The following is a 16,815-nucleotide window of genomic DNA, read 5'->3' as shown; positions in this document are numbered from 1 at the left end:
CCACAGAATGATGTCACGCTGAAAATGCCGGCCTTTGAATGGGTTCATGTGCAGCTCCATCAGCAAAAGGGGATGATAAGTTTATCACCACCGACTATTTGCAACAGTGCCCCGGTGCCGTGTGGGAATCCGCCCACCTTACCGGGCGCCGGTGCCGTGTGGGAATCCGCCCACCTTACCGGGCGCCGGTGCTGTGTGGAAATCCGCCCATCTTCATGACAAAAATTTGTCAAATGACAGGCTCATGTGTGCTGATTTATGTCAGACGGGATTTTGCTTATCAATTATTGAGAACAGAAATTTTCCTGAATCATCAATACTATACTTAGCAAGTAAAGGTGTTTTCTCATTTATCTGCTTGAGTGCAGGATCAAGGAAAGATCGTTTCAACTCTGCCAAGTTCTTCTGCTGGGATTCCGGTAAGACGAAACGGTCATTTAACCAAGCATGAGTAGTAACCCATAAGCCTGAAGATTTGAATTGAGCAAGACTTTCATAAAGGCGGATCGTCCGGGGATTTCGAAGACTGCCACAATCGCGGAGCGAGTAGGTGGTGAACTGGTTGGTAATGACTCCAACTTACTGATAGTGTTTTATGTTCAGATAATGCCCGATGACTTTGTCATGCAGCGCCACCGATTTTGAGAACGACAGTGACTTCCTGCCCAGCCTTGCCAGATGCTGCCTCAGATTCTGGTTATGCCGCTCAATTCGCTGCGTATATCGCTTGCTGATAACGTGCAGTTCTCCCTTCAGGCGGGATTCATACAGCGGCCAGCCATCCGTCATCCATACCACGACCTCAAAGGCCGACAGCAGGCCCGGAAGACGCTCCAGCGTGGCCAGAATACGCTCACCAAAGACGCGTGCCACCACCGTCCTGCACATCCTGCCATAGGCGTAAAATAACCAGCGCTGACGTGATTTAGCCCCGACGTAGCCCCACTGTTCGTCCATTTCCGCGCAGACAATGACGTCACTGCCCGGTTGTATGCGTGAGGTTACCGACTGCGGTCTGAGTTTTTTAAGTGACGTAAAATCGTGTTGAGGCCAACGCCCATAATGCGGGCGGTTGCCCGGCATCCAACGCCATTCATGGCCATATCAATGATTTTCTGGTGCGTACCGGGCTGAGAGGCGGTGTAAGTGAACTGTAGCTGCCATGTTTTACGGCAGTGAGAGCAGAGATAGCGCTGATGTCCGGCAGTACTTTTACCGTTACGCACCACGCCTTCAGTAGCTGAGCAGGAGGGACAACTGATGGAGATGGAAGCCACTGGAGCACCTCAAAGACACCATCGTACACTAAATCAGTAAGTTGGCACCATTATCCGGCAGGCGATCTGGATTATCGTCACGCTGTTAAATATGTCGCGGTAGGGATACCCGTTACCGGATACCCCCCGCACAGATCCCGGCGTGCGCGATTTACGCACCGGGCTCCTGCCTCGGGTGTCTGGCGGTGAACCGCTCCACAGGCCATGGATGAAGAACCCGAACCCCTGGTAGCCATGCGGCTGCCAGTTTGTTTGCTTTCGTCCAGGTCGTATCATCCTTCTGGCTCCTGCGCCTGAGCGCCCGGCGCCAGAGGTTTGTTACGTGTGTCCTGAACTTCTGCATGGTGGGGAAGTTGCCCGGTACCGAGTGATAGTTCAGGTATCCCTGAACCACTCTCCTGAGCCATTTTCCCTGTTCGGGGATTGAGTAATGCCAGCGCCTTCGCAGACCGTCTTTGATGGCTTTCAGAGTTGCCGTCATCCGATCCCGGCGGGTCTTTCGTATCAGCATGAACCTGCCGTTGCGATCTTTCCCGCTGATGTGCGTGAACCCGAGGAAGTTGAACGTTTCTGGTTTGCCTTTTCCCCTGATGGCACGGTTTTCGGCAGCGAAGCGGCCGAACTCCATCAGACGGGTTTTCTCCGGGTGAACCGTGAGTCCGAACTCCCTCAGTCTGCGCTGCATGGCTATACGGAAGCGCCGGGCATCGTATCGTTTGTCGAACCCGATGACGATGTCATCGGCGTATCTGACCATTACCACATTGCCTGTGGCATAGCGACGTCGCCACTGATGCGCCCACAGATCGAAGACGTAGTGGAGGTATATGTTTGCCAGCAGCGGTGAGATGACCGCACCCTGTGGGGTGCCTTCCTCCGTTGCTCGCCATTGACCCTCCTCCAACGTCCCGGCTGTGAGCCACTTACGTATGAGCCTGATTACGCTCCGGTCGCCGATCCGATGCTCTGTGAACCTGATCAGCCATTCGTGGCTCACCCTGTCGAAGAACTGACTGATGTCGGCATCCAGTACCCAGTTTACGTTAGTGCGTACCAGCCCTGTGGCCAGTGCGTCCAGTGCATCGTGCTGGCTTCGCCCGGGTCTGAACCCGTATGAGAACCCCATAAAGTCGTTTTCATAGACTGCGTTCAGGATTTTCACCAGCGCATACTGGACGATCTTGTCCTCCAGCGAGGCGATGCCGAGCGGGCGTTGTTTTCCATCCGCTTTTGGGATGTAGTGACGCCTGCCGGGCTGCGCCCTGTAGCTGCCCTGATGTAGCCTCCGGTGCAGATCTGTTATGTTGTTCTTCATGTTTCCGGCGTAGTCCATCCACCTGATGCCATCCACTCCGGCGGCCGCTTTCCTGCTCAGGGAGAGGAATGCGGCTTCCAGTGCTTCGACTGTCAGCAGGTGGAACAATGCTGTAAACCGTTCTTTCTTCCGCTGCTTCGCAGCTTCCCGCACGCGTGACAGCCTCTGTGACATGCTTTCCCGGCTCTGTGTCCGGCGCATGTGTGGCTGTTCCGCGTTCCCCTTGGCCCCGCTCCTTCGCTCCACTGACTCCGCTCCTTTCGGGTTGTTCGCCTGCTTCGCCGCTACTATGAGCGAGTCCGACTTCTCCTCTCCGTACATCACCGGCTATGACTCCTCGTCTTCCCGGTGCGGGCCGTCTCCGACACTGGCAGATGGTCAGAGGGGAGATCTCCCGGTTCCCGCGTAGAGATCGTATTGACATGCCAGGGTCTCAGACCCCGCCGGGTCCATGTGGCACTCGCAGTATCGCACCCTATGATGTTGCCTTCCGTTAACAGTACAACGTCGGCACCCGGTAATTTAATATACATTTCGTGGCTCAATGGCTGGCCTGTCAACACCCCTGTCAACGCTTCGCCCCATACCTCGCGGTATGCAACGCATGACTCGGGGACCTTGTGGATTGCTGGTCCTTCAATGGTCGGGGACTTTCACCCCTTGATCTCTACCGGTCTCCCGGCGAACACTGTATGTATAACCAGTAAAATTAGAGTGTCAGGAGGAAAGATGAAACTACAACTTTTCAGCACCGGGAAAGAACTCCCGCCACAGGCCCATCCATTGTTTGCCGATCTGGCCAGCTGCGGTTTTCCCAGCCCTGCTGCTGACTATGTCGAGTCCGATCTGGATCTCCATGATTACTGCATACGGCATCCGAGCGCGACGTACTACCTGCGTGCCAGCAGAGACAGCATGGCCGACGGCAGTCTGTACAATGGCGATCTGCTGGTTGTGGACAGTGCTGAAAAGCCGCGGCACGGCGATATCGTTGTCGCCAGCATGCAGGGGGAGTTTACGGTGAAACGGCTTCTGCTGACGCCGCGACTGACGCTGCAGCCCATGAATGCCTCCTGGTCGCCGATTTATCCTGATCCCGACGAGCTGGATATCTTTGGCGTCGTCACGCATATCATCCACCGCCCGAGGGAGATGTACTGATGTTTGCCCTGGCCGATGTGAACAGCTTCTATGCCAGCTGTGAACGTGTTTTCCGCCCGGATTTGAAAGGAAAGCCGATAGTCGTCCTGAGCAACAACGACGGGAATGTAATCGCTCGCAGTGCCGAGGCGAAGCCCTGGATCAAAATGGGAACTCCGTGGTTTCAGATAAAAAACGAAAGATACCCGGAAAAAATATATGCGTTTTCAAGTAATTATGAACTTTACGCCTCGATATCGGCGCGCGTGATGAACTGCCTGGAGGAACTGGCCCCCAGGGTGGAACAGTATTCAATTGATGAGATGTTCCTCGACCTGACCGGCGTGGAGCACTGTATGGGGCTTGAGGACTTCGCCCGGCAGCTGCGTCAGCAGGTGTATGACTGTACCCGCCTGACCATTGGCGTGGGCGCCGGACCAACGAAAACCCTCGCAAAATCAGCCCAGTGGGCCTCAAAAGAGTGGAAACAGTTTCATGGCGTACTCGCTCTGACCAGGGGAAATCCGCAAAGGACGCGGAAACTGCTTTCACTGCAGCCGGTTGAAGAAATCTGGGGGGTGGGTAACCGTATTGCACGCAAGCTAAATGTGCTGGGCATAAAAACCGCGCTCGATCTGGCTCTGACGAACCCGGCCTTCATCCGCAAAAATTTTTCTGTCGTCCTTGAGCGAACGGTACGGGAACTGAACGGGGAAAGCTGCCTTTCGCTTGAGGAAGCCCCTCCGACGAAACAGCAAATTGTCTGCAGCCGCAGTTTTGGCGTGAAGATCACGGAGTACGAGTCACTCCGTCAGGCTATCTGTCAGCACGCAGAGCGGGCCTCTGAAAAACTGCGTAAAGAGCACCAGTATTGCCGGCATATTTCCGTTTTCATCAAAACGTCTCCGTTCGCCATTAAAGAGCCTTACTACGGCAACGTGGCTACGGAAAAACTTCTTACACCCACTCAGGACACCAGGGACATCATTGCAGCCGCTACAACGGCTCTGGAGCGTATCTGGAGGGATGGGCACCGGTATGCCAAAGCCGGAGTTATGCTGAATGACTTCACCGGCTCCGGAGTTTCGCAGCTGCAACTGTTCGACGAACGCCCGCCACGCCCTCACAGTGCTGAGCTGATGAGGGTTCTGGACGGGATCAACAACTCAGGGCTGGGTAAAGTATGGTTTGCGGGGCGGGGTATGGCCCCGGAATGGCAGATGAAACGGGAGATGCTTTCTCCTGCTTATACGACACGATGGTCAGATATTCCTGCAGCGAAACTGGCGTGAAACTATGGCGATTTCACCGTGAAATTCTCAACCTAAACTGCCTAATTACAATAAGTTAGATGTGAAATCGCCATGGCGAAATTATTGACTCAAATTTCTGTCAAGGACTTCGTTGATAGCCTTGTCCAGTTCATCCTGAATCACTTTTGACATACGGCTAAACTCATAAGTCAGCGTGCGCCCTTTCACACGCTTACGCGCGAACTTGTCCTTTTCTTCAAAAGACCAGAGTGGGGAAACCACTGACTTTTCCTTGGGAGATGGATCTATCAATGCCTGAGATGCCTGAGAAATCAGCTTCAGAATACTGGCTTTCTGTTCGTCTTCTGGTCGCTCGCCATCACTCAAAATTGCATCGAGCTGAGCTGATACAGACTGAATGAGTTCTTCAGGCGTTAATCCCTTTTCACCGAGTTTTTCATTAACTTCTAAAAGAAGTTTATAATCACTAAACGATAGCTCCGACTGAACCGGGAACAGAGAAATTAAGTCTTGCGGTACGGCCGCCGCCTGCAGCGCCCTGGTAACTTTAGCCTGAGATAATCCCTCCAGTTCAGCAATTTCCTTTTGATTAAATCCGGACTCTTTAAGAGCGATCAATCTCAGACCAATCTCCCGAAGATTATGTTCTTTAGCTGTCTGGATATCTTTAGCCAGTTGGCGAGCTTCATCAGCTGATAAATGTTCTTCGGTAACCATTACATCAAGGCCTGTACGGACAAAAATTGCTGAGGCTCGCCGTCTTGAACCATCCAGTATCTCAATCCTTTCACTTTGCTTAATACCAATACAGGGAAAGAACTGCTGAAACTTAATCGTCTGGATAATGGATTTCAGAGACTCCCTGGTCAGTGCAAGTTGATCTCTTCCATTGTTTTCCTGGTTTACGAAGGTCTTACTTTCAACTTCAGATGCAGGCACCCGAACAAACCTGAACGTTACCTTCCTGCCGGTTTTTAAGGTAAATACCTGACTTCTACCGGTGTCAGCCATTTCGAGCATTGACGCCTGAGTATTTAACTGTCTGCCGATGGTTTTTCTTTTCTCATTCGACATCACATACCTCCGTTAGTACGAATGAACTCGATGCGATCAAAGACTGCCTTCGCAAAGTCTTCCGCTGCTGATTTTGCGCTTTTTAGTGCCTCTGTACTTCCATCATAGGTTGCTGGATTTGCTGAAATAACTGTGTCAAAAGTCTCCCCACAACGTTCGAAACCATCCAGTCTTGGCAGAACCATGTCTAGCATATCGGCACCGAAAACCTCTTTGGCCTGACTATGGCAAATTTTGTGATCAGACTTGTTCAGGATCTTGGACATGAAGCCGACATTACCGATGAGATTGCAGGTGTGCCCATCCATTTCGATGGAATCTATGAGGGCAGGGAGGCTGGCCACAAACTTCAGGGAAGAATGAAAATCAACCGTCGCCGGTGGAAGAGGGGTCAACATCAGGTCTGCCGCCCCAATGCAGTTTTTCAGGAACGCATCAAGGTGAGGACCACTATCAAGGAAAATAAAGTCGTAGTCATGCTGGAGCTTGTCGATAATGTTCTCTTTAAGCACCGCATGAATATTTTTCCCTGGCAGATGTTCTTCACACAATCCCTTCCAGCCTTCAGCAAGGAATGCATCGTCAATGGAAGCGGGGATTACATCAACACCAGGGATAATAGACGGTACTATAAAATCGGAAAGTAATTCTTCACGAGACACGTTCTGGAGCATGGCCTGAGCAGCCGTATTTTCAACCAAGCCCACTGAATTCTCATGGCTCAGGAACATTGTCAGAGATGCCTGCGGATCGAAATCGATGGCCAGAATACGCAGGTCTTCGAACAGAAGCTGAGGATGAGCTCGAAAAGCATGTGATAATGAAGCGGTAGAAACTGTCTTGGAACCACCACCTTTAAGATTACATACAAAAATCGTAAAGGCTTTATCGAAGCGATCCCTGTACTTCGGTACTTTACGATGGTTATACAGATCGATGACATTCTGAATCGTCATCGCGTATTTCATCGTATTACCAGAAGGTTTCTTTTTAAAAATGTAGCCACCGGCTTCCATTTCGGACACAGCATACTCAACACTGCCTTTACTGAGCTTAGGCAGCTTATACAGAGCGGCTTTGCTGTATTCCTGATAGAACTCGGTAAGCTTCAATTCCTCTTTTTGCTGTCGGATACTTTCGCTCAAAGATGTCAGAAGCTTACCTGCACGTGTAGCGACTTTCCGTAACTGCTCAATATTGTCCATTTATCACCTCATGACGTTTTTTGTCATTTTGAACAAAAAGTGTCATGTTGCAAGAAAAAAAATCATATTGTTTTGATTTCGCTCTCAACAGAAGGGGGATGAAGCTCGACGGGCGTGCTACTAAATCACACTGCAGCAACACGCAGACGCACTTTTGACCATCAACAGCAACTCATACAAAAGGGCTTTGAGAAAGGTATTCAACTTGCAAGACAGGAGAGTCATTCAGAAGGATTCTGATTTTAGTTACGACCAGTGCAATGCTGAGCCTTATGTATCAGCGCTCGCCGCAGCCATGTAACCGAGCGTAGCGAGCGAACTGGCGAGGAAGCGAAGAGGAACCGTTCCGGCAGATAGCTCTTACGCTCAGCACAAGAAGAGTTTTCCATCCTCTGTGGGAAACAGGTCAACTTTAATGGACGCTCCGGACTATGGGAAACAGGTCAACTTCGCGGACGGCCCGGACTATGGGAAACAGGTCAACTTCACGGGCGGCCGGGAGTGTGGGGAACAGGTCAACTTCGCGGACGGCCCGGATTATGGGAAACAGGTCAACTTCGCGGGCGGCCGGGACTGTGGGAAACAGGTCAACTTTGCAGACGGCCCGGACTGTGGGAAACAGGTCAACTTCGCGGGCGGCCGGGAGTGTGGGGAACAGGTCAACTTCGCGGACGGCCCGGACTAAGGGAAACAGGTCAGCTTCTCGGACGGCCCGGACTATGGGAAACAGGTCAACTTCTCGGACGGTCGGGAGTGTGGGAAACAGGTCAACTCCGCGTACGGCCCGGACTGTGGGAAACAGGTCAACTTTGCAGACGGCCGGGACTGTGGGAAACAGGTCAACTTTGCAGACGACCGGGACTGTGGGAAACAGGTCAACTCCGCAGACGGCCCGGACTGTGGGAAACAGGTCAACTACGCAGACAGCCGCGATTGCGGGAAACAGGTCAAGTTAGGCAAGCACTATGGGAAACACAGCAAGTTCAGTATCCCCCCATATGTCAGCAACAAACTAAGGGGGGAGGAAATAAAAATTACAGACTATTGTTTTTTATCAAGAAAATTAAACAGCAAGCGACCATCTTCTTCAGTGGTATATGTTACCTTTAATGGCGTCTTCTCATTAATTTTCTTCAGAGCAGGTTCCAGGAAGGTACGCTTCATTTCAGCAATATTGTTTTTCTGCGAGGCAGGGAGCATAAACCTTTCACATAACCAGTCATGTGTGGTGATCCAGACACCAGTGCTCCGGAACTGACACAGGCTTTCATAAAGCCGGATGACACGAACACTATTAAGCTGGCCACAGTCATAGAGAGAATAGGTAGTGAACTGGGAGGTTAAGCCGACCAGGAATGGCATGACCTTGTAGTTAAATTCAATCTGCCAGGAACCCCGGCCTCGCTTCATTCCTGCTTCAGCCAGCCACGGACGTTTAACTTCTTCAAACTCACCTTCTTTTGGATAAAAGGTAACCGTTGATTCGCCCAGAGCATTTACCCCAGCCTTCACATCACGACTGGCGACAGACGTAGCGACATTGAAGTATTTGACGTAATCGGAAACGCTGATTTTGAAGAGCGGCAATACGTCAGAGTCATCTTCCTGGCTGTCATTAAAATAGGCCTGCATGAGGCATAACCACAGCACACGTTTTGCCTGAAGAGGCAGGTAATATGCAGCTTCGGTCAATTCGTTAGATTGCTTTATACTGGCGCGTTTTTTAAACGTTTTAGTAGCTGGCAAGAGTGCTTGAGTATCCATTTCAATGCCTATGGGTAAATTTTTACCCACCCATAATGACAGTGAAAACAGAAATTGCAAGCTATCGCGATACTTATCCACCGGAAAAATCTGCACTTTATCCACAAGTGGATAATTGAGAACTGAACTTGACCTCTTTCCCATAGCTTGTTGATGCGTATCCCATAGCTTGTTGACACAAAACCCACTGATACGTGATTAATTTCCCATATTATGTTTACCAGTTGCCCATACAGGCCCCCTCTCAGGCCGCACTGTACGCGGCTTTCAGGCTCCCTAAAAGATGTAAAATAAAGAAAAAGAATAAAAAAGTACTTTATAAAAATATGCCCGTGGATAAGTGGATAACCCCGAGGGGAGGTGATTTTTCAGGCATTGAGCGTAAGCAGAATTTATAAGTTTTGTTCCCTGGTGCTTCCTCGCTCACTCGGGGCTTCGCCCTGTCGCTCGACTGCGGCGAGCACTGCTGGCTCGATCATATCCGTGGCCGGAAGATACTACTCCTCCCCCGAGTCGCTCTCCAGAGCCGGCTACAGCGAGACAACCCGCACGAAGATTTCTATCGTCCCTGCAGACATATTCGAATCGTTTTTATTAACCCTGGCTTCCGTCGTGACAGAACACTACGTCCTGTAAAAGGGGGACTAAGGCCCCTGAATCACACACCTGAAATTAATAATGCGGAGTTTTACGATAATGTCATTGCTGGAAACTTTCCTGACCGCTTCTCAGGGGGCAACAATCCTGTTCCTTGCCATGCTGATCTACTGGCAAAAGCGATAAATCCAAGCGGGCTGGCCTTTGGCCAGCTTCGCTGTATAAGGGGAAAAATGCGGCATATCCAGACATTTCACTAGGCAATTTGAATTCAGATATCTATGCTTGGGATCCGGTCAACAGGAGGTAACAAGATGAAACTTGAAACTATACAGATAGATAATACCGTAAGGAGTGGTCTTAATTCTTTCACTGACGGGGTGATTATTCGTGATACAAAGGTATTGATCACGCTCAATCTCCCGGATGGACAGAAAACCACTATTGAGGGGGAATGGCGGCATATGTCGGACGCCAACAGGTTGTCAGAACGTATTACGATGCTTCAGCATGCGATCTATGAGCAGTATGAGGAATACAGAGCAGATATTCCCGTCAGCTGGTCCAGATAACGTCTGACAGACCTCCCCGGCGAGCAGGACGTTCGCCAGCATCATTCTCCTAAGTACTTAAATATTCCCTTTCAGCATGGCTACCGCATCCGCTTCGGGCATCTGAAACTGAACTCGATGCCGCGCAGCAACATCAAGTGCGAACACCTTCGTATAGACTTCCGTCGAGCTAATCGATTTGTGGCCCATCAGGCTCTGCAAAACCTTCAGTGGTATGCCGGCATACAGCATATGCATCGCGTAGGAGTGGCGGAACGTATGCGGGGTGACCGGCACCGAGAATGTCACCCCGTCGACGGCGGCCGCTTCAACCGCTTCGCCAATCCAGGTCCGTACTGTCCGGTCGGTGATGTCCCAGATGCGGGCTTTCTCTGTTCTGCCGGTACGCTTGTTGCGTCTTTCCAGCGGAATTTTCAGGGTGGCCACCATCATCTGCAACTGGCTGACGTAGTGGTGATCGGAAAGCGGAACCAGACGATGAGCCTGGCTACCGGCGGGAGCTCGGCCGGCTGTCCTGGCCGCTTTTTCGGTGCGCTGCTTAAGCGTGGCCAGCTGCACGAACGGATACGGTGGCACCAGCGAAAAATCCCCCCGGGTCAGCGCCAGCGCCTCGTTGATACGTGCGCCGGTGTTCCAGAGGGTTGCCAGCAGCATCTTGCGGTGCAAATCGGGCACATAATGGAGCAGGGCGCTGACTTCCGGTGCCAGCAGGTATTTCGGTAGTTCATCTTGAACGAGCGCCATCTGGCGCAGGGCCAGCGCGGCGGGATAGTCAATGGCCACCGGCATTTGCGCCGGCTGCTGCGGGTGAGAATATGATAAGAGGCCGCTCATTGGTTTGACATTCCATCAGGTATCACTAATTGATTCCACTCCCTGTTGCGGGTAGCTTCAGCAGCGCGCAGGGCTCTTTCGCGCCTCCAGACTTTACGAAACACGGAAACTGCAGACCATTCATCATGACCTGTAAGACGTGTTTCGGGCATCCCGGTTGCCTTGCGCAGACGGACGGCAAGAATGACAGCGTTGATGCCCAAGCGCGTGAACTGATACTGCCGTTCCCTGAAATAGTCCTTATGCCAAGGAGGGTCGGAGTATTCGGCGGCATATGCAATTGCCCTGTGGGCCTCATCCTGGAGCACCGGCAGTTCACGGATGCGATACATAAGACGTGGCTCTAAAGTCCGCCAGTCACCGGAGACATCGATCAGATTCAGTTCAGGGTAATTCGTGACAGCTTTTCTCTCAGGCTGGGGGGCATCATCATCCTGGCCGTCATCCGTCACAACCCGGAAACAACCCTCAGCATACCGTTCAAGCATGAATACCAACTCGGTGGCAATGTAATGCAGTTCCTTTTTCATTTTATCTTCTGACGCCTGTCTCTCACGCTTAAGCGTGAAATAATGTGTCAGCCAGATGCCAGTGAGTGTTATACCCCCAGTAAGCAGGCCAGTGATAAGCCCGGTTGCCACGTTTCCCCAGATCCCCGCCCCTTGATTAATCAGCTGTACGGAAACCGGATGGGATGTCGCAGCAACTATACTCTCAGTTGCGGCCTGTATATCAGTCATTGATCATTTACCCCTTTATATTCCTGAGAAATCCCGCCCTCTGTCCGTAGTCAGCGGCCGGCAGCCAGCTCTTCAGCCAGTTTCACAAACCTTTTGTGCTCAGTCTGCAGGTAATGGCTGTAAATCCGGGCATCACGTTCTGTCAGTCCGGATGGATTGCCGGTGAAGTAACGTTGCAGCACCGCAATACAGTGATTGTAGGTATCGAGATCATATTCCCAGTTTCCCAGCTCACCGGCCGCATCCAGTTCCTGGCGAAACGGCTCGTATTTACGGAGCAGAATGCCAAGACCTAATTCTGTTGCAGCATAAAGATTATTTTCTCCTGGCGCGGAAATCGCATTACGGATTTTTTCAAAAGCATAACTGAAATCATTTCTCTCATTGAATGCAGTAAACATGTCCTTTCCTCAGTTGAATAGTTAGCCGTGCAATTTTACCACACCTCAATCATCGTCAGATGAGTGCCACTCTGTCGCGACAGTGACTTTCACGAGAGTGATTTTCACATACTAAAATAATAAGCAGCCATATAACAACGTAATTAAATTACCGGACGGCCGCTCTGGCCGGATCCGACTTTTATGTTATTCCACAGTTTCCGGAAGTGTACCACGCACACGGAATAACCACAGCGCCCTTTCAGGGTGGTGAGCGGCCGGTCACGGGGCAGGGGAGGGGCACAACATATATGGTCACTGACAGCTGGAAACACCGCTACATCTTGTGTTTCCGGGCCGCTGCGCCCCGGCGGGGCTGAAGCAGATCCGGAACAACCTTTTTTCGGATCTCAAATGACGAAATAATTAATACCGAAGAAAATTCAATAATCAATAGTTAAAAACTATAAAAGGTGGGGTGAGAACAAAACTTGCACAACTTAACGATTTAACGTAGTCTATAAAGCATGAAATCGAAAAGGAGGTTTTATGAACACATCAACTCAAAAACGAAACGGTAATGATCGTTCCTCCACTATGCATAATTTTTTGGACAACAGCATTGCTGCAGAGCGTCTTGAGAATTTTTTTCAGGATCTGGTAGAGGAAGTTCGGTCAGGTAAAACACCGATTGCTCCTGAAAGTATGGGGAATACCGATGCGGTTTTTACCATGGATGTCATCCTGAAGTTACTTGAAAATCGCGCAGTTAACAGCCTGACGCCTGAAAAAAAACGTCAGCAGCGACGTTTACACAGTAAGGCCCTTTTCCTTCAGAGACTGGAAAATGACGGCGGGGTTTACACCTCAGCTAAAGCTGCAGAAATGGTGGGCAAGAGTAAACCCACAGTTAAAACCTGGAAAGATACCGATCAGTTACTTGCTCTTGATATTGACGGTGAGTTTTACTACCCGGTGTTTCAGTTTACTGATGAGGAAGGGATCTCGGACAAAGGCGTGCTCCGGGGTGTGGCCGAACTGCTGACTATGCTGAGCAGCTTCAGTGACCGAATGAAGTATTCTTTCTTTATGGAACAGAGAAATACTGTCCTGGATGGGCTGAACCCTGCAGGGCGTTCGTTTACCGTCGCCGAGGTTCTGAAAGGCAATCCGGATGAAAAAGTGATGAATGAATTACGCCGGCTGGCTCGCAACTATGGCACACAGAACGCCGTTTAATGAAAGGGGGTGCTTGCCCCCCCTTTATCAATTATTCCTCAACAGGAATTCCCAGGTCATAAACAAGAATATCTGCCGCTTCCTTACCCTGATACTCAAACTGACTGAGACTTGTCTGGCTCCGGGTTATGGCCATCCCGGTTCCGGCCGGATCGTCATGCCATAGCACAAGGCATGGGTCACTGGTGACATTTGACGGAAACTCCATTCCATCAAACCCTGCTGAATGAACTTTTTCAGCCAGTTGATGAGTCACTGCACGTGTTGAAGTTGTTACATCATTCAACCTTAAATCACTGCATTTAATCAGCTTACTGACCTGAAGGACCCGAATATCTTTCTCAATGACTACTGTACCCATTATGTAATTATCGAGATCTGATTCCCTGAGCCCTGTTTTATGCTGAAAAACTTCCTTCATTGCCGTGTCGGGAGTTTTGGCCACGTACATAGAGCCATTCTCACCATCATTAAGACTGTAACGGCAATCCTCGCCATTACGATTGAAAAAGACACTGCTTCCGCCGTGACTACCGAGCTGAAGCCGGAACACCTCAGTTCCTGATGGCACAGTCATTCCGCACCGCTGGAGCTGTTCGTCCTGTAACTTCCCGATTTTATCGAGAGATGCCACGTCCTGTTCATTCATGCCTGCATTTAGAGAAGTTTCAACAGTCTGATTAACTTCGTCGTTTGGGTTTACCCCTGATTTTGAACTCATATTTTCCACCACCTTTCATATAAGGATTAACATAAGCCATAGGCTTAATCTCCATCGTTTTGATGTTTTGTCCCCCGGACAGAATGCCCGGCTGGACGATGTATCTGTCGCTGTGCTGACAGACCCTCAAAGCATAAACGATTGAGAATGTTAAACAACGGCTTGTAATGCACAGAGGGGCAGAAAAATTACGGTATAGGGGGACTACCATTCATAAAAGAAGACGTGCGGATCCGCTTAAGACAATTTTCGGATCTGCACGGCGGGAAACCGGTAAGTGATATGATAATTAAGTCACACTCACAAAATCATACTTGATATGATATTTATCATTAACCGCATAATAATATCTGATATGATGTTTAAATGATGAGTAATAAATCATATATGATATGATTTATCTTCTTTAATCACATAACCAGACGGAGCGTGCAGGATGGATGAGAAAGTATTCTTTCACCTGAGTTATGAAACCATGCTTGGCGACACGGAAGATTTTATTAACGCGTGTCTTGAACGGGCAAACCGTGCGGACTGCAATGATGCCGATGCGGAGATTGCCTGGGCACGCAGCGCGATCGAACTCTGGTACCACCTGGCGATGGCGGGCCGTGCCCCGGAAGACGTCGCCGACAGGGACCATCTGCGCCTCACCGGAATGCTCCTGCGCGCTCCCACAGCAGAACAACGTTCATGGCAGCAGTAACAACCTCCCGCAGGCCGTCGCCGCTGCAGCGACGGGTACTGATTGTGCTGGCCGCCCTCGATGCGAAACGTCCGGGGCCGGTGGCGACGCGGGATATCGAGCGGGTGCTGGAGCAGGGCGGGGACGCCCCGGTGTACGGACCGAACCTGCGCGCCTCCTGCCGGCGCATGGAAGCCGCGGGCTGGCTGCGCACCCTGCGCGCGCCGAACCTGCAGCTGGCCGTCGAGCTGACGGAGGCCGGTCGCGGCATTGCAGAACCGCTCTTCCAGGCAGAACGCGAGGCTGAAACGGCACGACAACGACTGACCGACGTCCGGCGTCTGCCGTTACGCCAGACGGCTGCCGGTGACGCGGTGGAGCTGCAGCTGGATGACGGCCATTACACCATCAGGGAAGCGGCCTACGTGATCCGTCTGGACGGTACCACCTGCCTGCAGCTGACGGATGCCGGCGGCATACGCCGGATAAAAGAGGGCGATCCCCTGCAGGTGGCCAGCTGGTATCAGGCCTGTTTTGATGCAGGCCTGCCGGTCACCGTCCAGGTGAATGAGAGCCGGGACTGATCGCCACCACACAAGGAATATGAGCATAAAATGAAAGTCACTGAACCCGGGCTGAATAAGCTGATCGATAACCTGAACACCCTGATTTGCGAGGACAGCCTGCTCACGCGCCAGGAGCGTGAAACGCTGGTACTGGCCGTCGCCGCTATCGGCGCCATGAAAGCGCGCGTCGGCTTGAAAAAAGGCGATGCGCCGACCGTTGCCAGACGGGAAAAAAGGGAGAAAAAAGACCGCCAGCCTGATCCGCGTTTTCCGCGAGCCGGTCATCCCTGGCAGGAAGACGAAAAAACCTTACTGAGTGATGCGCTCGATTCGGTACCGGACGAAGAGATTGGCAGGCATCTGTTCTGGCTTTCCGAGAAACTGGGCAGAACGCCTTTCAGTGTTGCTTTCCAGATCGCGGCAATCAGGGAGCTGCAGGACGGCTGGGAGGAGCAGTTCAGGGAGATTTCTGATAAAATTCGCTTGTCCGGCCTGAGCATCAGTGATTATCTGAAGCAGAACGGCACGGGCCATAACGCCTGAAGAAATTTGCGTTACAGAAAAATTATATAACTGAGGGGCAGTGATGAAAACAGCGATATGGGTGGTGGTGTATTTAACGATGTGTTTTCTGCTTTTCACCGGATGGATGTTCGCCTTTGCGCAGTATGCGCCCTATAACGGGCAGGAACACGCGTTTTCTCTGACGTATCTGCTTAATTTATTTTTTCTTCATGTTGTGATGGTACCTTACTACGAGTTTTTTCAGACTGAAACATACAGCAATGTATTAATGAGTCTGGCAGATGAATCCGGTCAGATGATACGTTTTCATCACGTGGTACCTGTTCTCCGGATATATAGTCTGTCCGCACTCTTAACTTTTGTGGGTTACATCATATATGCAAAATGGTTCACTCATAACTGGCTGAAAGGAAAGCTTCTTCCAAAATGAAACTACCGGGACACCTAAGGATATAAAAAACCAATGACGAAACAGGAATGGATTTTACGACTACGGCGCTGTACATCGAAGGAAACCCTGGAAAGGATTATAGAAAAAAATAAATATTCTCTGTCAGATGATGAGCTTGAGCATTTCAATGCCGCGGTTGATCACCGGCTGGCGGAGATGACGATGGGAAAGTTGTATGACCGGGTACCGTCAGGTGTCTGGAAATTTGTGAAATAGAACAGGAGACCTTATGAGTTACGGCTGGCTCTTCGAAAGTCCGGATGATGACATTTCGGGTGATAATCATATCAATCTGGAACACCTCCCTCCTGAGCTAAAACAGGTTGCTATCCAGATAGGGGTCGCCTCAGAAAACGGAATCTATGGTCACTCCCGTTTTTGCAACACCGATTTTGACGACAAGTTGGCTTGCTTGAATCTATCCGGCGTCTGAATGGGATTTTATTCCCGCGCCTT

Annotated in this window: 21 protein-coding genes and 2 pseudogenes; 12 read left to right on the top strand and 11 right to left on the bottom strand. The window is 50.8% G+C overall.

Translation table 11 applies throughout. The features are described 5' to 3' along the window. Positions 1 to 261 precede the first annotated feature (261 nt). The 3 genes and pseudogenes from ACLH1I_RS25685 to ltrA form a co-directional block, all read right to left on the bottom strand. Positions 262 to 570: pseudogene (locus tag ACLH1I_RS25685) on the bottom strand (replication initiation protein); the annotation flags it as partial. 9 nt (positions 571 to 579) lie between these two features. Next, positions 580 to 1,277, bottom strand: a protein-coding gene (locus tag ACLH1I_RS25680) for an IS1-like element IS1X3 family transposase (protein ID WP_225865406.1) whose coding sequence is annotated in 2 segments (ribosomal slippage) — positions 580 to 1,028 and positions 1,028 to 1,277 — 699 coding nt in all. Because the reading frame shifts where the segments join, the coding sequence is not laid out codon by codon here. A gap of 151 nt (positions 1,278 to 1,428) precedes the next feature. Further along, positions 1,429 to 2,916, bottom strand: coding sequence for a group II intron reverse transcriptase/maturase (ltrA, locus tag ACLH1I_RS25675; RefSeq protein ID WP_160863065.1), 1,488 nt, complete (start codon positions 2,914 to 2,916; stop codon positions 1,429 to 1,431). A gap of 405 nt (positions 2,917 to 3,321) precedes the next feature. On the opposite strand from ltrA, the gene umuD reads away from it, so the two are divergent. Together umuD and ACLH1I_RS25665 are read left to right on the top strand one after the other, a co-directional pair. After that, positions 3,322 to 3,753 (top strand): translesion error-prone DNA polymerase V autoproteolytic subunit, encoded by a 432-nt coding sequence (gene umuD, locus ACLH1I_RS25670; RefSeq protein ID WP_040119803.1) that lies wholly within the window; start codon positions 3,322 to 3,324, stop codon positions 3,751 to 3,753. Beyond that, positions 3,753 to 5,024 carry a Y-family DNA polymerase gene (locus ACLH1I_RS25665; protein ID WP_004118291.1) on the top strand — a complete coding sequence of 424 codons (1,272 nt, stop codon included), beginning with the start codon at positions 3,753 to 3,755 and terminating at the stop codon, positions 5,022 to 5,024. Before umuD ends, ACLH1I_RS25665 begins: the two co-directional genes overlap by 1 nt. An 81-nt stretch (positions 5,025 to 5,105) precedes the next feature. On the opposite strand, the gene ACLH1I_RS25660 is transcribed toward ACLH1I_RS25665, so the two are convergent. Further along, positions 5,106 to 6,080 carry a ParB family protein gene (locus ACLH1I_RS25660; RefSeq protein ID WP_000064120.1) on the bottom strand — a complete coding sequence of 325 codons (975 nt, stop codon included), beginning with the start codon at positions 6,078 to 6,080 and terminating at the stop codon, positions 5,106 to 5,108. Next, the gene (locus ACLH1I_RS25655) at positions 6,080 to 7,285 is read right to left on the bottom strand and encodes an AAA family ATPase (RefSeq protein ID WP_000368714.1); all 1,206 of its coding nucleotides are present in this window, start codon (positions 7,283 to 7,285) and stop codon (positions 6,080 to 6,082) included. Before ACLH1I_RS25655 ends, ACLH1I_RS25660 begins: the two co-directional genes overlap by 1 nt. Before the next feature lie 415 nt (positions 7,286 to 7,700). Between ACLH1I_RS25655 and ACLH1I_RS25650 the strand changes: the two genes are divergently transcribed. Further along, positions 7,701 to 7,970: a hypothetical protein gene (locus ACLH1I_RS25650; RefSeq protein WP_000339857.1), complete on the top strand. Its 270-nt coding sequence runs from the start codon at positions 7,701 to 7,703 to the stop codon at positions 7,968 to 7,970. Between the two features lie 356 nt (positions 7,971 to 8,326). Here the strand turns inward: ACLH1I_RS25650 and ACLH1I_RS25645 are convergent, their stop codons facing one another. Then, on the bottom strand, positions 8,327 to 9,193 hold the full coding sequence (locus tag ACLH1I_RS25645) for a replication initiation protein (RefSeq protein WP_004118283.1): 867 nt from the start codon (positions 9,191 to 9,193) through the stop codon (positions 8,327 to 8,329). A gap of 534 nt (positions 9,194 to 9,727) precedes the next feature. On the opposite strand from ACLH1I_RS25645, the gene ACLH1I_RS25640 reads away from it, so the two are divergent. Next, a complete protein-coding gene (locus ACLH1I_RS25640; RefSeq protein WP_032409716.1) occupies positions 9,728 to 9,832 on the top strand; it encodes a hypothetical protein in 105 nt (34 codons plus the stop codon). A gap of 128 nt (positions 9,833 to 9,960) precedes the next feature. Beyond that, on the top strand, positions 9,961 to 10,218 hold the full coding sequence (locus ACLH1I_RS25635; protein ID WP_000764642.1) for a hypothetical protein: 258 nt from the start codon (positions 9,961 to 9,963) through the stop codon (positions 10,216 to 10,218). 57 nt (positions 10,219 to 10,275) lie between these two features. On the opposite strand, the gene ACLH1I_RS25630 is transcribed toward ACLH1I_RS25635, so the two are convergent. The 4 genes and pseudogenes from ACLH1I_RS25630 to ACLH1I_RS25615 form a co-directional block, all read right to left on the bottom strand. Beyond that, positions 10,276 to 11,052 (bottom strand): site-specific integrase, encoded by a 777-nt coding sequence (locus tag ACLH1I_RS25630; protein ID WP_000015958.1) that lies wholly within the window; start codon positions 11,050 to 11,052, stop codon positions 10,276 to 10,278. Further along, complete coding sequence (locus ACLH1I_RS25625; RefSeq protein WP_000129823.1) at positions 11,049 to 11,792, bottom strand: hypothetical protein; 744 nt, start codon at positions 11,790 to 11,792, stop codon at positions 11,049 to 11,051. The genes ACLH1I_RS25630 and ACLH1I_RS25625 overlap by 4 nt, the downstream gene beginning before the upstream one ends. Before the next feature lie 50 nt (positions 11,793 to 11,842). After that, positions 11,843 to 12,193: a hypothetical protein gene (locus ACLH1I_RS25620; RefSeq protein ID WP_040119804.1), complete on the bottom strand. Its 351-nt coding sequence runs from the start codon at positions 12,191 to 12,193 to the stop codon at positions 11,843 to 11,845. Between the two features lie 143 nt (positions 12,194 to 12,336). Continuing rightward, a pseudogene (locus tag ACLH1I_RS25615) lies at positions 12,337 to 12,582 on the bottom strand (hypothetical protein); the annotation flags it as partial. Between the two features lie 139 nt (positions 12,583 to 12,721). On the opposite strand from ACLH1I_RS25615, the gene ACLH1I_RS25610 reads away from it, so the two are divergent. Then, positions 12,722 to 13,411 carry a hypothetical protein gene (locus ACLH1I_RS25610; RefSeq protein ID WP_004193995.1) on the top strand — a complete coding sequence of 230 codons (690 nt, stop codon included), beginning with the start codon at positions 12,722 to 12,724 and terminating at the stop codon, positions 13,409 to 13,411. Between the two features lie 31 nt (positions 13,412 to 13,442). Here the strand turns inward: ACLH1I_RS25610 and ACLH1I_RS25605 are convergent, their stop codons facing one another. Beyond that, a complete protein-coding gene (locus tag ACLH1I_RS25605; RefSeq protein ID WP_020315560.1) occupies positions 13,443 to 14,132 on the bottom strand; it encodes an RES family NAD+ phosphorylase in 690 nt (229 codons plus the stop codon). Between the two features lie 436 nt (positions 14,133 to 14,568). Between ACLH1I_RS25605 and ACLH1I_RS25600 the strand changes: the two genes are divergently transcribed. Genes ACLH1I_RS25600 through ACLH1I_RS25575 form a run of 6 tightly spaced genes read left to right on the top strand, consistent with a single transcriptional unit; the run spans position 14,569 to position 16,792 of the window. After that, positions 14,569 to 14,838 (top strand): hypothetical protein, encoded by a 270-nt coding sequence (locus tag ACLH1I_RS25600; RefSeq protein ID WP_047718101.1) that lies wholly within the window; start codon positions 14,569 to 14,571, stop codon positions 14,836 to 14,838. Further along, on the top strand, positions 14,826 to 15,401 hold the full coding sequence (locus ACLH1I_RS25595) for a hypothetical protein (RefSeq protein WP_032431384.1): 576 nt from the start codon (positions 14,826 to 14,828) through the stop codon (positions 15,399 to 15,401). The genes ACLH1I_RS25600 and ACLH1I_RS25595 overlap by 13 nt, the downstream gene beginning before the upstream one ends. A 30-nt stretch (positions 15,402 to 15,431) precedes the next feature. Continuing rightward, entirely contained in the window at positions 15,432 to 15,926 is a 495-nt protein-coding gene (locus ACLH1I_RS25590) for a hypothetical protein (protein WP_020805591.1), read from the top strand. 43 nt (positions 15,927 to 15,969) lie between these two features. Beyond that, complete coding sequence (locus tag ACLH1I_RS25585) at positions 15,970 to 16,338, top strand: hypothetical protein (RefSeq protein ID WP_004197807.1); 369 nt, start codon at positions 15,970 to 15,972, stop codon at positions 16,336 to 16,338. 33 nt (positions 16,339 to 16,371) lie between these two features. Further along, positions 16,372 to 16,575, top strand: coding sequence for an HHA domain-containing protein (locus ACLH1I_RS25580; protein WP_004197808.1), 204 nt, complete (start codon positions 16,372 to 16,374; stop codon positions 16,573 to 16,575). 13 nt (positions 16,576 to 16,588) lie between these two features. Next, positions 16,589 to 16,792 carry a hypothetical protein gene (locus tag ACLH1I_RS25575; RefSeq protein WP_004197809.1) on the top strand — a complete coding sequence of 68 codons (204 nt, stop codon included), beginning with the start codon at positions 16,589 to 16,591 and terminating at the stop codon, positions 16,790 to 16,792. The last annotated feature ends 23 nt before the right edge of the window (positions 16,793 to 16,815 follow it).

It is taken from the genome of Klebsiella sp. 1SOBk10mer (assembly GCF_046602535.1).
GTDB lineage: Bacteria > Pseudomonadota > Gammaproteobacteria > Enterobacterales > Enterobacteriaceae > Klebsiella > Klebsiella quasipneumoniae.
Note: the sequence above shows the minus strand (reverse complement) of the source record. Positions and strands in the feature narration are given on the sequence as shown.

Coding starts and splice junctions, on each gene's coding strand:
- umuD (WP_040119803.1), top strand. CDS start 3,322: ATGAAACTACAACTTTTCAGCACCGGGAAAGAACTCCCGCCACAGGCC.
- ACLH1I_RS25665 (WP_004118291.1), top strand. CDS start 3,753: ATGTTTGCCCTGGCCGATGTGAACAGCTTCTATGCCAGCTGTGAACGT.
- ACLH1I_RS25660 (WP_000064120.1), bottom strand. CDS start 6,080: ATGTCGAATGAGAAAAGAAAAACCATCGGCAGACAGTTAAATACTCAG.
- ACLH1I_RS25655 (WP_000368714.1), bottom strand. CDS start 7,285: ATGGACAATATTGAGCAGTTACGGAAAGTCGCTACACGTGCAGGTAAG.
- ACLH1I_RS25650 (WP_000339857.1), top strand. CDS start 7,701: ATGGACGCTCCGGACTATGGGAAACAGGTCAACTTCGCGGACGGCCCG.
- ACLH1I_RS25645 (WP_004118283.1), bottom strand. CDS start 9,193: ATGGGAAAGAGGTCAAGTTCAGTTCTCAATTATCCACTTGTGGATAAA.
- ACLH1I_RS25640 (WP_032409716.1), top strand. CDS start 9,728: ATGCGGAGTTTTACGATAATGTCATTGCTGGAAACTTTCCTGACCGCT.
- ACLH1I_RS25635 (WP_000764642.1), top strand. CDS start 9,961: ATGAAACTTGAAACTATACAGATAGATAATACCGTAAGGAGTGGTCTT.
- ACLH1I_RS25630 (WP_000015958.1), bottom strand. CDS start 11,052: ATGAGCGGCCTCTTATCATATTCTCACCCGCAGCAGCCGGCGCAAATG.
- ACLH1I_RS25625 (WP_000129823.1), bottom strand. CDS start 11,792: ATGACTGATATACAGGCCGCAACTGAGAGTATAGTTGCTGCGACATCC.
- ACLH1I_RS25620 (WP_040119804.1), bottom strand. CDS start 12,193: ATGTTTACTGCATTCAATGAGAGAAATGATTTCAGTTATGCTTTTGAA.
- ACLH1I_RS25610 (WP_004193995.1), top strand. CDS start 12,722: ATGAACACATCAACTCAAAAACGAAACGGTAATGATCGTTCCTCCACT.
- ACLH1I_RS25605 (WP_020315560.1), bottom strand. CDS start 14,132: ATGAGTTCAAAATCAGGGGTAAACCCAAACGACGAAGTTAATCAGACT.
- ACLH1I_RS25600 (WP_047718101.1), top strand. CDS start 14,569: ATGGATGAGAAAGTATTCTTTCACCTGAGTTATGAAACCATGCTTGGC.
- ACLH1I_RS25595 (WP_032431384.1), top strand. CDS start 14,826: ATGGCAGCAGTAACAACCTCCCGCAGGCCGTCGCCGCTGCAGCGACGG.
- ACLH1I_RS25590 (WP_020805591.1), top strand. CDS start 15,432: ATGAAAGTCACTGAACCCGGGCTGAATAAGCTGATCGATAACCTGAAC.
- ACLH1I_RS25585 (WP_004197807.1), top strand. CDS start 15,970: ATGAAAACAGCGATATGGGTGGTGGTGTATTTAACGATGTGTTTTCTG.
- ACLH1I_RS25580 (WP_004197808.1), top strand. CDS start 16,372: ATGACGAAACAGGAATGGATTTTACGACTACGGCGCTGTACATCGAAG.
- ACLH1I_RS25575 (WP_004197809.1), top strand. CDS start 16,589: ATGAGTTACGGCTGGCTCTTCGAAAGTCCGGATGATGACATTTCGGGT.